This is a genomic window from Desertihabitans aurantiacus (assembly GCF_003344635.1).
GTDB classification, from domain to species: Bacteria; Actinomycetota; Actinomycetes; order Propionibacteriales; family Propionibacteriaceae; genus Desertihabitans; species Desertihabitans aurantiacus.
Genome location: NZ_QPKK01000109.1, coordinates 1 through 12,069, shown reverse-complemented (window position 1 = coordinate 12,069; position 12,069 = coordinate 1). Strand labels below are relative to the sequence as shown.

General features: G+C 73.5%; 12 protein-coding genes and 1 tRNA gene. 4 read left to right on the top strand and 9 right to left on the bottom strand.

Going from position 1 to position 12,069, the window contains the following annotated elements; translation table 11 throughout:
- Positions 1 to 37 precede the first annotated feature (37 nt).
- From sigJ to DVA66_RS10485, 8 genes are all read right to left on the bottom strand, one after another.
- Positions 38 to 994 carry an RNA polymerase sigma factor SigJ gene (gene sigJ / locus DVA66_RS10520; protein WP_114560048.1) on the bottom strand — a complete coding sequence of 319 codons (957 nt, stop codon included), beginning with the start codon at positions 992 to 994 and terminating at the stop codon, positions 38 to 40.
- A 1-nt stretch (position 995) separates the two neighbouring features.
- A complete protein-coding gene (locus DVA66_RS10515) occupies positions 996 to 2,318 on the bottom strand; it encodes an NAD(P)/FAD-dependent oxidoreductase (protein WP_114560047.1) in 1,323 nt (440 codons plus the stop codon).
- 70 nt (positions 2,319 to 2,388) lie between these two features.
- Entirely contained in the window at positions 2,389 to 3,096 is a 708-nt protein-coding gene (locus DVA66_RS10510) for a VOC family protein (RefSeq protein WP_114560046.1), read from the bottom strand.
- Between the two features lie 46 nt (positions 3,097 to 3,142).
- A tRNA-Pro gene (locus DVA66_RS10505) sits at positions 3,143 to 3,219 on the bottom strand.
- A gap of 94 nt (positions 3,220 to 3,313) precedes the next feature.
- On the bottom strand, positions 3,314 to 4,237 hold the full coding sequence (locus tag DVA66_RS10500; protein WP_114560045.1) for a metallophosphoesterase: 924 nt from the start codon (positions 4,235 to 4,237) through the stop codon (positions 3,314 to 3,316).
- Entirely contained in the window at positions 4,234 to 6,636 is a 2,403-nt protein-coding gene (locus tag DVA66_RS10495) for a penicillin-binding protein (RefSeq protein WP_114560044.1), read from the bottom strand. Before DVA66_RS10495 ends, DVA66_RS10500 begins: the two co-directional genes overlap by 4 nt.
- Before the next feature lie 137 nt (positions 6,637 to 6,773).
- Positions 6,774 to 7,973: an ArsA family ATPase gene (locus DVA66_RS10490; protein ID WP_114560043.1), complete on the bottom strand. Its 1,200-nt coding sequence runs from the start codon at positions 7,971 to 7,973 to the stop codon at positions 6,774 to 6,776.
- On the bottom strand, positions 7,970 to 8,929 hold the full coding sequence (locus tag DVA66_RS10485; protein ID WP_114560042.1) for an ArsA-related P-loop ATPase: 960 nt from the start codon (positions 8,927 to 8,929) through the stop codon (positions 7,970 to 7,972). Before DVA66_RS10485 ends, DVA66_RS10490 begins: the two co-directional genes overlap by 4 nt.
- A gap of 53 nt (positions 8,930 to 8,982) precedes the next feature.
- Here DVA66_RS10485 and DVA66_RS21265 point away from each other — a divergent pair, with 53 nt between their 5' ends.
- Genes DVA66_RS21265 through DVA66_RS10475 form a run of 3 tightly spaced genes read left to right on the top strand, consistent with a single transcriptional unit; the run spans position 8,983 to position 10,371 of the window.
- A complete protein-coding gene (locus DVA66_RS21265) occupies positions 8,983 to 9,141 on the top strand; it encodes a hypothetical protein (protein ID WP_198671652.1) in 159 nt (52 codons plus the stop codon).
- Positions 9,142 to 9,143: 2 nt separating this feature from the next.
- Entirely contained in the window at positions 9,144 to 9,608 is a 465-nt protein-coding gene (locus tag DVA66_RS10480) for a RidA family protein (RefSeq protein WP_114560041.1), read from the top strand.
- A gap of 7 nt (positions 9,609 to 9,615) precedes the next feature.
- Positions 9,616 to 10,371 (top strand): MBL fold metallo-hydrolase, encoded by a 756-nt coding sequence (locus tag DVA66_RS10475; RefSeq protein ID WP_232821887.1) that lies wholly within the window; start codon positions 9,616 to 9,618, stop codon positions 10,369 to 10,371.
- A gap of 23 nt (positions 10,372 to 10,394) precedes the next feature.
- Here the strand turns inward: DVA66_RS10475 and DVA66_RS10470 are convergent, their stop codons facing one another.
- The gene (locus DVA66_RS10470; protein ID WP_114560040.1) at positions 10,395 to 11,072 is read right to left on the bottom strand and encodes a Crp/Fnr family transcriptional regulator; all 678 of its coding nucleotides are present in this window, start codon (positions 11,070 to 11,072) and stop codon (positions 10,395 to 10,397) included.
- Positions 11,073 to 11,191: 119 nt separating this feature from the next.
- Between DVA66_RS10470 and nth the strand changes: the two genes are divergently transcribed.
- The gene (gene nth, locus DVA66_RS10465; RefSeq protein ID WP_114560039.1) at positions 11,192 to 11,902 is read left to right on the top strand and encodes an endonuclease III; all 711 of its coding nucleotides are present in this window, start codon (positions 11,192 to 11,194) and stop codon (positions 11,900 to 11,902) included.
- Positions 11,903 to 12,069 lie beyond the last annotated feature (167 nt).

Genomic DNA, 12,069 nt, shown 5'->3' with positions numbered 1-12,069 from the left:
CGGCCGACCTGTCCGTGGCCGCCGACGACGATGATCCTCATGGTGTCCCTTCCGGGGTGGGTGGGGCTGGGGTCGGCCGGTCGGCCGTCCAGGTGCGGAGCTTGTGCGGGTTGACCTGCAGCCAGACGTCGGTGACGAGCCCGCGCCGGACGCGCAGGGTGAGCAACCCGAGCAGCTGGTCGCCGGCGGTGGGGTCGGCGGCCACCACGCGGTGGACGGCGCCGTCACCGGCGCGCTCCTTGACCAGGTGCAGCCCCGGGTGCTTGCGGACCACACCCACCAGGAAGCGGGCGACGGCGTCGACGCCCAGCACCGGGCGGCGGGCGGCGCTGACCACGCCACCACCGTCGGAGCGCAGGGTGACCGAGGGGTCGAGCAGGGCGACCAGCGCGTCGACGTCGCCGTTGCCGGCGGCCCGGGCGAAGGCGCGGGTGACCGCGTCGTGCTCGCGCCGCTCCGCACCGAGCGCGTCGTGGTCGCGCACCCGCCGCCGGGCCGACGAGGCGAGCTGTCGGGTCGCGGCCGGGGTGCGGCCGACCACGGCGGCGATCTCGGCGAAGGGCAGCCCGAACACGTCGTGCAGCACGAAGGCGACCCGTTCGGCCGGCGTCATCGCCTCCATCACGACCAGCAGCGCGGTGCTGACCGACTCGTCGAGGGTGATGCGGTCGGCGGGGTCGGACGGCGCGCTCGGACCGGCGAGGAAGAGGTCGGCCGGGACCGGTTCGGGCAGCCACTCCCCGACGTAGCGCTCGCGGCGGTGCCGTGCGGAGGCGAGGACGTCGAGGCAGACCCGGCTGGCGACCCGGGTGAGCCACCCCTGCACGTTGCCGACGGCGGCGCGCTCGGCCTCGGTCATCCGGTACCAGCGCAGGTAGGTCTCCTGCACGGCGTCCTCGGCCTCGGCCAGGGTGCCGAGCATCCGGTAGGCGAGCGAGAGCAGCCGGCGCCGCTCCTGCTGCACCTCCGGGATGTCGGCCGTGGCGGCGTCCACCTCAGGCCACGTCGCCGGTGACGGGCACGCGGGCCGCGGTCCTCGTCACGGTGTCGGTGTCGGCGAGGGAGACGATGTCGCGTCCACCGGTGCCGGCGGCCAGCCAGCCGAGCAGCACGCGGACCTTCCGCTCCACCGACGGCACGGCCAGCACGTGGTATCCGCGGTGCATGAGCCAGGCCAGCAGCCCGCGGACGACGATGCCTCGCCACTGGAAGATGCCGTGGCCGAGGCCCAGGGTGGCAACCACGCCGAGGCTGTGGTGCACGTACTCCCGCGGCTCGCGACCGCGCAGCGTGGCCACCAGGTTCGCCGCGAGCAGCTTGCCCTGGCGGACCGCGTGCTGGGCGTTGGGCACCGTCCTGCGGCCGGAGCCGACGGCGAGGTCGGGCACCGCGGCGTTGTCACCCGCGGCCCAGGCGTGCGGCACCACCTGCCCGTCACGCTCCACCCGCAGGTCGGCGCGGACGGTGACGAAGCCGCGGGCGTCCAGCGGCAGGTCGGTGTGGGTGGCGACGACCGGGTTCGCCGCGTTGCCGGCCGCCCAGACGATCAGACCGGAGTCGAACTCGGTGCCGTCGGACAGCACCACGTGGCCGTCGACGGCCGAGCGCACCTGGGTGTCGAGGTGCACCGACGCGCCGCGCTCGCGCAGGTGGCGCACCACCCAGCGTCCGGGACCGTCGGTGACCTCGGGCAGCACCCGGCCGGTCGCCTCGACCAGGTGGAAGGACAGCTCCTCCCGGGCGATCTCGGGGTAGCGGCGCAGCAGTGCCGTCGCCAGCGACAGCGTCTCCCCGAACACCTCGACGCCGGTGAACCCGCCGCCCACCACGGTGACGGTGAGCAGCCGGCGCCGCAGCGGGCCGGGCGGCAGGGTGGCGGCCCGGTCGAAGCTGGTGAGGATCCGGTCCCGGACCGCGACCGCCTCCTCCACCCGCTTCAGCCCGATGGCGTGCTCGGCGATGCCGGGCACGGGGAAGACCCGGGTGACCGCGCCCGCGGTGACCACCAGCTCGTCGTAGTGCTCCTGCCAGTGCGACCCGTCCACCGTGGTGATGTCGGCGGTGCGGCTGGCGTGGTCGATCCGGGTGACCTCCCCGGCGACCACCCGGGTACGTCGCAGGTGGTCGCGCAGCGACACCGCCGCGTGCCTGGGCTCGACCGACCCGGCGGTCACCTCGGGCAGGAACGGCTGGTAGGTCATGTACGGGCGGGGGTCGACCAGCGTCACCCGGGCCTCGCTCCGTCGCAGCCGCCGCTGCAGCCCCCAGGCGGTGTACAGACCGGCGTACCCTCCGCCGACGATCAGGACGTGCTTCACGACTGGCTCCTCCTCGCTGCTCCGACACCATGGTGACGAGGCAGCGGCCCCGGATGTCAGGTCGTCCCGGCTACACCTCGCGCCGCGGGTCGGCCTCGGTGGTCAGGGTGACGTCGAGGTCGGCGAGCGCGGCACGGATGGCGTCGTCGAGCGGCAGGCTGCGCAGCTCGTCCCGCACGGCGCGGGCGCGGTGGTGGTCGCCGGTGCGGACCAGCAGCTCGGCGAGGTAGGCCAGCACCGCGGCGCGATCGGCCGGTGGCGCGTCGGGGTGGCGGACCAGCCCGGCCTCGAGGACGGCGATCCCGCGTGCGGCGTCGCCGCGGACGTCGCCCTGCCGGGAGGCGGTCTTCAGCACCCGGCCCAGCGCGCCGGCACTCGGGGACGGCTCGGGCTGGGAGCGTCCACTGATCCGCAGCCAGTTGCCGCCCGGGTCGACCACGCTGAACCCGGCGGCGGTGCCCTGGTGGCGCCGCGGCCGGGTGATCCGCGGGATCCCGGTGACCGGGAGACGTCCGTAGGCCGCCCGCAGACCGGCGGCGAGCTCGTCGAAGAAGACCCCCGTGTCGGACACCTGGATGATCACGCTGCCCAGCGACTGCTCGGGCTCGAAGGTGTCCAGCGCGAAGAACTGCAGGTCGATGCCGCCCCGGCGGACGCCGGCGCACGGGTACGGACGGTCCTGCCGGTAGGTCGTCTCGAAGCCCAGCGCGGTGTAGAAGCCCAGCACGTCGTCGAGGGAGCGGCAGGGCAGGATCGGGACGACCACCTCGTCAGCCACGGGCCTGAGCGTAGTCCGCCGGCACCCCGAGGGTCACTGGCGGATCTGGTCGGGGTGACAGGATTTGAACCTGCGACCTCTTCGTCCCGAACGAAGCGCGCTACCAAGCTGCGCCACACCCCGATGTCCCTGACGGACACCGGCCCGCTCCTCGAGGGCAGCGGGCCACGGGCGAGTCTAGCCGACACCGCCCGTCGGCGCACATCGCCGGTGCGGCTCAGAGCTCGGGGCGGGCGGTGAGGGTGAGCAGGCTCGCCTCGGGCGGGCAGGCGAAGCGGTAGGGCGCGTAGGGGGACATGCCGAGCCCGGCGCTGACGTGCAGCGCGGAGCGGTGGATGCCGCCGTCGGCGGTGCGGGCCTCGTGGGAGCTGAGGCCCTTGACCCGGGACGGGTCGATGTCGCAGTTGGTGACCAGGGCCCGTCCACCGGGCAGGCAGACCTGGCCGCCGTGGGTGTGGCCGGCGAGCACCAGGTCGACCCGGTCGGCGGCCATCGCGTCCAGCACCCGCAGGTAGGGCGCGTGGGTGACCCCGATGCTGACGTCGTGCCCGGGGGAGACCGCGCCGGCGACCGAGGCGTAGTCGTCGCGGTCGAGGTGGGCGTCGTCGGTGCCCCGCAGCTCGATCCGGACGCCGTGCACCTCCACCGTGGCCCGGCGGGAGGTGAGGTCGTGCCAGCCGGCGTCGGTGAAGCGCTGCACCAGCGTCCGCCAGGGCAGGTCCTCCTCCCGCTCCGGAGTGGCGCCGGGGGAGGACCACAGGTAGGCGGCCGGGTTCTTCAGCCGGGGGCTGAAGTAGTCGTTGCTGCCGAGGACGAAGGCGCCCGGACGCTCGGTCAACCGTCCGAACGCGCGCAGCAGCGGCTCCACCGACCGGGCGGAGGCGAGGTTGTCACCGGTGTCGACCACCAGGTCGGGCTCCAGCCCGGCAAGCCGGGAGACCCAGTCCAGCTTCGCCCGCTGACCCGGCAGCAGGTGCAGGTCGGACAGGTGCAGGACACGCACCGGGGGCGAGCCGGCCGGCAGCAGGGGCAGCTCGAAGCGGCGCAGCCGGAAGGCGTGCGGCTCGACCAGGGTGCCCCAGGCCAGGCAGGCCGCTCCCAGGGTGCCGACGACGGCGGCGCCCCGGAGGAGGCGACTCACTCGTCGTCGTCCTCGTCGTCCTTCTTGCTGTCCTTCTTCTTGCTGTCCTTCTTGTTGTCGCTGCTCTTCTTGCTCTTCTTCTTGTCGTCGTCATCGTCGTCGCGGGGCTGCGGACGCGGACCGGCGGAGAAGTAGAGGTAGATCGTGCTGCCCTGCTTGGCCCGGCTCTTGTCGGAGGGGCCGAGGTAGGCGCCACGCGGGGCGCTGCTGTAGGTGTTGGCGCGGACGACGTTGAAGCCGGCGGCGTTCAGCTTCTCCTCCGCCTCCTCCGCGCTCAGCCCGACGACGCTCGGGACGTCGGCGGTCTTGCCCTCGCGGACGTTGTTGGACGGCTTGGGGAACTTGGTCTTCGGCTTCCCCTTGAGCGCCTCGGTCATCGCCGGCTTCCAGATGAACTGACCGGCGTCGCCACCACCGGACCCGGCCAGGTAGGTGTCGCTCACCGGCAGGGTGCGGCCCTTGAGGGACTTCCGCTTGCCCTTCCAGTAGGGGTTGGTCTTGTCGATCGCGATCGAGGCGCAGCCGGCGACCTCGGGGGTGTAGCCGCAGAACCAGACGGCCTGGTTGTTGTCGGTGGTGCCGGTCTTGCCGGCGGTCGCATAGCCCTTGCCGATGTCGGCCGGACGCCCGGTGGCATCCATCACGCCCTGCAGCAGGCTGTTCACGCCGCGCGCGACGTCGGCCTCGACCACGCGCTCGCAGCCGGCACCCGGGATCGGGATCTCCTCGCCGGTGCCGCTGGTCACGCGCTCCACGATGACCGGCTCGCAGTGCACGCCGTCGGCGGCGAAGGTGGCGTAGCCCTCGGCCATCGACAGCGGCGTGATGTCCACCGAACCCAGCGGGAGGGAGAAGATCGTCGACTGCTCGGCCCACGGGTCGCCGCTGGACAGCGCCACGCCGGTCTTGTCGAGCATCTCGGTGACGTTGCACATGCCGGTGTCGCGGCCGAGCTGCAGGAAGTAGGTGTTGACCGACCACGCCGTCGCGGTGGCCATCGACATGTTGCTGCCCGAGCGGGTGGAGTTCCTCGGCTTGTAGCCCTTCGGCACCTTGACGGTGCCCTCGCAGGCCTGGAAGCGGGTGTCGCTGAAGTCCTTCTGCTGCGGCGCGTTGTAGCGCTTGGTCATCGGGATGCCCTTCTCCAGGGCGGCCGCGGCGACGAAGGTCTTGAAGGTCGACCCGGCCTGGAACCCCTCCGCGCCGCCGAGGCTGGCCGGTACCGCGTAGTTGTAGTAGGTCTGGCCCTTGTCGGTGCCCATCTCCGGGCGCGACTGCGCCATCGCCATGATCAGCCCGGTCCCCGGCTGGACCATCGTCATGGTCGAGATCACCGGGTCGGTCGGGGCGATGAGCTCCGAGATCGCCTTCTCGGCGGCCTGCTGGGTCTTGCGGTCGATCTGGGTCTCGATCCGCAGCCCGCCGCGCTTGAGCTGGGACTCGCGCTCGGCCACGGTCGAGCCGAGGGCCTCGTTGGTGAGCAGGGTCTGGCGCACGTAGTCGCACAGGAACGGGAACTCGGTGCCGACGCAGCCGTTGGTGAAGGACTTCACCCGCCCCGGGTCCCACTCGGTGGCGGCGGCCTCCTTGGCCGCCTCCGGGGTGACCAGGCCGAGCTGGACCATCCGGTTGATGACGACGTCGCGACGCTCGATGGCCCGCTCGGGGAAGCGCACCGGGTCGGTCGCGGTCGGGTTCTGCACCAGACCGGCCAGCATGGCGGCCTCGGCCAGCTCGAGGTTCTTCGCGGTCTTGCCGAAGTAGTGCCAGGCGGCCTGGTTCACGCCGTAGGCGCCGTCGCCGTAGTAGGCGATGTTGAGGTAGCGCTCGAGGATCTCGTCCTTGGAGAAGCGCTTCTCCATCGCGATGGCGTAGCGCATCTCCTGGATCTTGCGGGAGTAGGACTGCTCCTGCGCGGCCAGGATGCCGGCCTCGTCGCCGGCGGCCTTGGCCTTCTCGATCTGGACCATCTTCACGTACTGCTGGGTGATGCTGGAGCCGCCCTGGGTGGAGCCGCCCGCGGTGTTCTGGGCGAACGCCCGCAGGGTGCCGACCAGGTCGATGGCGCCGTGCTCGTAGAAGCGGTGGTCCTCGATGGCGATCTGGGCCTGCTGCATCACCGGGGCGATGTCCTCCAGGGGGACGTAGACCCGGTTCTCCTCGAAGAAGTCGGCCAGCACCGAGCCGTCGGCCATCAGCACCTGGGAGCGCTCCGGCTGCGGCGGCGTCTCCAGGTCGGCGGGCAGCAGCTCGAGGCTGTCGGCCGTCGCCCGGCTGCCGGTGCCGGCGACGGCGGCGAACGGCACCACCAGGCCCGCCGCGAGCAGGCCCATGAGGACGCTGACGACGACGAACATGATGGTGGAGTAGGCCAGGTTGCCCAGGCGCTTGGTCGACATGGCGCACACAGTACGTGGCCGGGGGTACGCAGCAGAAATCGGCGCGGCAGGACACACCGGCACAAGCGCACGGCGTGCCCAAGTTCTACCGAGTTCTCAGCATCCGCACAAATCGCCCTCATCTGCGGCGCGTCGGCTCAGCCGTCGTGCGCCGCCAGCAGCTCCCCGAGGGTGCGCAGGTCGTCCAGCGCGGTGACGTCGCCGGGCAGGGCCGGGACGGTGGTCAGCGCCAGCCCGGGCACCGTGGCGCAGAACCGTCGGACCGCCTCCTGGTTGCGTTCGACCAGGTGCATCCGGGTGGCGTGGGCCCGCAGCGCCAGCGCCTCCAGGCCGTCCTCGGGCAGGTCCTCGGCCAGCGCCCAGGCCCGCTCGGCCGACAGCGCGACCGCCGACCCGTGCAGCCGGTTGACCACCACCCCGGCCAGCGGCAGCCCCTCATCAGCCAGCCGCTCGACGAAGAAGGTCGCCTCCCGCAGCGCGTCCCGCTCGGGAGTGGCCACCACCAGGAAGGTGGTGTGCGGCGAGGCCAGGTTGGCCAGGGTCGCCTCGGCCCGCTGCCGGAACCCCCCGAACAGGGTCTCGAAGGCGGCGACGAAGGTCTGGACGTCGGTGAGCACCTGGGCGCCGAGCACCCGGCTCATCGCCGAGGTCACCACCGCCAGCCCGGCGCTCATGAACCGCAGCGGTCCGCGGGAGGGGTTGAGCAGCAGCCGCAGCAGCCGGCCGTCCAGCAGCGAGCTGAGGTGCTCGGGGGCGTCGAGGAAGTCCAGCGCGGAGCGCGAGGGCGGGGTGTCGACGACGATGAGGTCCCAGCGCGCCCGCCGGCCCGCGCCACGGTCCAGGCCGAGCTCGGCGCTGAGCTGGCCCAGCTTCTCCATCGCCATGTACTCCTGGGTGCCGGAGAAGGAGGTGGAGAGCGCCTGGTAGAAGGGGTTGCCGAGGATCTGCTCGGCCTTCTCCGGGCTGGCGTGGGCGAGCACCACGTCGTCGAAGGTCCGCTTCATGTCGAGCATCATCGCCTCGAGCGACCCGCCGGCCGAGGTGTCGATCCCGGCCACCGGCCGCGGGGTGTTGTCGAGCTGCTCGATGCCGAGGGACTGGGCCAGCCGCCGGGCCGGGTCGATGGTCAGCACCACCACCCGACGCCCCTGCTCGGCGGCCCGGACGGCCAGCGCGGCCGAGGCGCTGGTCTTGCCCACCCCGCCGGAGCCGCAGCAGATGACGATGTGCAGGTCGCGGTCGGCGAGCAGGGCGTCGACGTCGAGGAACGGGGTGGTCCCGGGACGTCCCCAGGCCCGGTGCCCGCCCGCCCGGGTCGGATCGGTGACCAGCGTCATGCGACCTCCTCCGGCAGCTGCTCGCGCAGCGCCCGGGCCAGGGCGAGCAGGGAGGCCCGGTCGATCCCGGCCGGGTCGTGCGGCAGCTCCACCAGCGGACGCCCGGCCGGCACCAGACGCTGGTAGCAGGCGTGCTCCTCGCGCAGCGCGGCCAGCTCGTCGGCGAACTCGGCGGCCAGGGCGGCGTCCTCAGGGTCGTCCAGCCCGGGGACGTCCAGTCGCGGCTCGGCGGGCAGCGCGGCCAGCGCCTCGGGGGTCAGCGGGGTGGGGGTCACCATGTTGCACACCACGGCGCCCACCGCGATCCCGGTCGGCCCCAGCTCCTCGACCGCCTCCAGCGTCTCGGTGACCGGCATGTCCTGCAGCAGGGTGACCAGGTGCACCACGGTGCGCCCCGACCGCAGCACCTGCATGATCGAGTCGGCCTGGGAGTGGATCGGCCCGACCCGGGCCAGCCCGGCGACCGCCTCGTGCACGTTGAGGAAGGGCGCGATCCGACCGGTCGGCGGGGCGTCCAGCACGACCGCGTCGTAGGAGTGCGGACGTCCGCGGGTGCGCCGGCGGACGGCCTCGTAGACCTTGCCGGTGAGCAGCACGTCACGCAGCCCCGGCGCGATCGAGGTGGCGAAGTCGTAGACGCCGAACTTGTCCAGGGCCCGTCCGGCCAGACCCAGCCGGTAGAACGTGGCCAGGTACTCCATCAGCGCGTCGCGGGCGTTGATCGACAGCCCGCGCACCTCCCCGCCCTCGGGGGTGCGGACCAGCCGGCGCTCCTCGTCGCCCTCCAGCGGCGGCACGCCGAACAGCTCGGCCAGCCCCTGGCGTCCCTCCACCTCGCACAGCAGCACCCGCCGTCCCTCGGTGGCCAGCGCCATCGCCAGCGCGCCCGCGACCGTGGTCTTGCCGGTCCCGCCCTTGCCGCTGACGACGTGCAGCGTGTGCAGGGGCTCCGGCATGGGCCCCAGGGTAGAGGGACGGGCCAGGGCCGCCGGCCGATACGCTGCCGGACATGACCAAGTGGGAGTACCTGACCGCGCCCGTGCTGGTGCACAACACCAAGGCCATCCTCGACAACTTCGGCGCCGACGGCTGGGAGCTGGTGCAGCTCGTGCCGGGGATGAACCCGGAGAACCTGGTGGCCTACTTCAAGCGCCCGCTGCAGGGCTGAGGGTGGGCACGCCGACCGCCCGGCTGGCGGAGCTGGGGCTGACCCTGCCGCCGGTGGCCGCCCCGCTGGCCGCCTACGTCCCCGCCACCGTCGTCGGGGACCAGGTGTGGACCTCGGGGCAGCTGCCGCTGGTCGAGGGTGGGCTGCCGCTCACCGGCCTGGTGGGCCGGGACGTCAGCGTCGAGCAGGCGGCCGAGCTCGCCCGGCTCTGCGCGCTCAACGGGCTGGCCGCCGCCGCCTCGGTCGCCGGTGGGCTGGACCGGATCGGCCGGGTGCTCAAGGCCGTCGTCTACGTGGCCAGCGCGCCGGGTTTCACCGGACAGCCGGCCGTCGGCAACGGCGCCAGCCAGCTGCTCGGCGACGTCTTCGGCGAGGCGGGCGCGCACGTCCGCAGCGCGGTCGGGGCCGCGGCGCTGCCGCTGGACGCCCCGGTCGAGGTCGAGCTCGTGCTGCAGCTCGCCGGCTGAGACCGTCGTGGCGAGCTGGCGGCGGGTGCTGGCGCCCAACCCCGGCCCGATGACGCTGGAGGGCACCAACACCTGGGTGCTGCAGCCCGACACCGGGCCTGCCGTCGTCGTCGACCCGGGCCCGGCCGACGACGCCCACCGCGACGCCGTGGTCGCCGCCTGCCCCGAGGGTGTCGGGACGGTCCTGCTGACCCACCACCACGCCGACCACCTCGACGGGGTGCCCGGGCTGGTGCAGCGCACCGGGGCGTCGGTGCGGGCGGTGCGGGCCGACCTCAGCAGCGCCGACCCGCTCGCCGACGGGGAGGTGCTGACGTGGCCCGGGCTGGCGGTGGAGGTGCTGCACGTCCCCGGCCACACCAGCGACTCCGCGGCCTTCCTCCTCGACACCGGGGACGGTCCCCGGCTGCTCACCGGTGACACCGTCCTCGGTCGCGGCACCAGCGTGATCGCCCACCCCGACGGCGATCTCACCGCCTACCTGGCCTCGCTGGAGCGGCTGCAGCAGGTGGTCGCCGAGCGCGGGGTGGTCGAGCTGCTGCCCGGTCACGGGCCGGTGGTCGGACGTCCTGCGGAGGTGGTGGCGGGCTACCGGGAGCACCGCGAGCAGCGGCTGGCCGAGGTCCGCGCCGCGCTCGCGGCGGGCGCCCGCACGGCCGAGGAGGTGGTGCGGCGGGTGTACGGCGAGCTCGAGCCGACCTTGCACCAGGCGGCGCTGCGCTCGGCCCGGGCCCAGCTGGTCCACCTCGGCGTCCGGGGCTGAGCCCGGCCGGGGCGCGGGCCGGCTCAGCGGGCCCGGCGCTCGATCCGGTCGACGGCCAGCAGCGTGACCGAGCGCGGCTCCAGCCGGATCCAGCCGCGGGCGGCGAAGTCGGCCAGCGCCTTGTTGACGGTCTCGCGGGAGGCGCCGACCAGCTGGGCCAGCTCCTCCTGGGTGAGGTCGTGGTTGACCAGCAGCCCCTCGCTGCGCTCGGTGCCGAAGCGGGCGGCGAGGTCGAGCAGCGCCTTGGCCACCCGGCCCGGGACGTCGGAGAAGACCAGGTCGGCCACCACGTCGTTGGCCCGCCGCAACCGCTCGGCCAGCTGGCCGAGCAGCGCCCGGGACACCTCGGGACGACCCTTGAGCCACTTGGCCAGCTCCTCGTGCTCGAGGCAGCGCAGCTCGACCGGGGTGACCGCGGTGGCGGTGGTGGAGCGGGGTCCGGGGTCGAAGACGGACAGCTCGCCGAACATCTGGCCCGGGCCGAGCACCGCGAGCAGGTTCTCCCGGCCGCCGGAGCCGCTGCGGCCCAGCTTCATCTTGCCCTGGACGACCACGTACAGCTGGTCCCCGACGTCGCCCTCGTGGAAGAGCACGGCACCACGACGCAGCGAGATCGTCGACATCGCCTGCTCCAGGGCCGCAGCCGCCTCGTCGTCCAGCTCCCTGAACAGGGGCGCCTGCCTGAGCACATCAGGATCCACTGTCACCTCCGATTCCGCTGGGCACCCTACCCAAGCGGGTAGGGGCGTGCACCCGGGCAGATGACGTACCCGCTGCGACCCGTCGGGAACCGTCGGCGCCGCCACGTAGGGTGCAGCGCATGGTGAGCAGCACCGCGTCCGAGACACCGACCGGGTTGAAGCGGCGGGCCCGGGCCATCAACCGCACCCTGGCCGAGACGTACCCCGACGCCCACTGCGAGCTCGACTTCACCACCCCGCTCGAGCTGCTGGTGGCCACCGTGCTGTCGGCGCAGTCCACCGACCGCCGGGTCAACCAGGTGACGCCCACGCTGTTCGCCCGCTACCCCGACGCCGCCGCCTACGCCGGCGCCGACGTGGCCGAGCTGGAGGAGCTGATCAAGCCCACCGGCTTCTTCCGCGCCAAGACCAGCACCCTGATGAAGCTGGGCGCCGCCCTGGTCGAGCACCACGGCGGGGAGGTGCCCGGACGGCTGGACGACCTGGTGCAGCTGCCCGGGGTGGGCCGCAAGACCGCCAACGTCGTGCTCGGCAACGCCTTCGACGTGCCCGGGATCACCGTCGACACCCACTTCGCCCGGCTGGTGCGCCGCTTCGGATGGACCGAGGAGACCGACCCGGTCCGCGTCGAGCACGCGGTCGGTGAGCTGTTCCCCAAGAAGGACTGGACGATGCTGTGCCACCACGTCATCTGGCACGGCCGTCGACGCTGCCACGCCCGCAACCCCGCCTGCGGAGCCTGCCCGGTGGCGCGCTGGTGCCCGTCCTACGGCGAGGGCCCGACCGACCCGGCCAAGGCCGCCACGCTGGTCCGGGAGCCGCGCGGATGAGACGGGCTCTCGCCCTGCTGGCGGCCGCGCTGCTGCTCACCGGGTGCACGGCGACGGGGGTTCAGCGCGCCGACGGTGGCCCCCCGCCCGCCGGCCCGACGACCCCCGGGGCGAGCGCGCCGGCGGCGGAGGATGTCGAGGCGGCCCGGGTGGCCGCCGGCATCGCC

What these genes read in the sequence shown, in the direction of transcription:
- DVA66_RS10495 (WP_114560044.1), bottom strand. Translation starts at nt 6,636, where the DNA reads ATGTCGACCAAGCGCCTGGGCAACCTGGCCTACTCCACCATCATGTTC.
- DVA66_RS10490 (WP_114560043.1), bottom strand. Translation starts at nt 7,973, where the DNA reads ATGACGCTGGTCACCGATCCGACCCGGGCGGGCGGGCACCGGGCCTGG.
- DVA66_RS10485 (WP_114560042.1), bottom strand. Translation starts at nt 8,929, where the DNA reads ATGCCGGAGCCCCTGCACACGCTGCACGTCGTCAGCGGCAAGGGCGGG.
- DVA66_RS21265 (WP_198671652.1), top strand. Translation starts at nt 8,983, where the DNA reads ATGACCAAGTGGGAGTACCTGACCGCGCCCGTGCTGGTGCACAACACC.
- nth (WP_114560039.1), top strand. Translation starts at nt 11,192, where the DNA reads ATGGTGAGCAGCACCGCGTCCGAGACACCGACCGGGTTGAAGCGGCGG.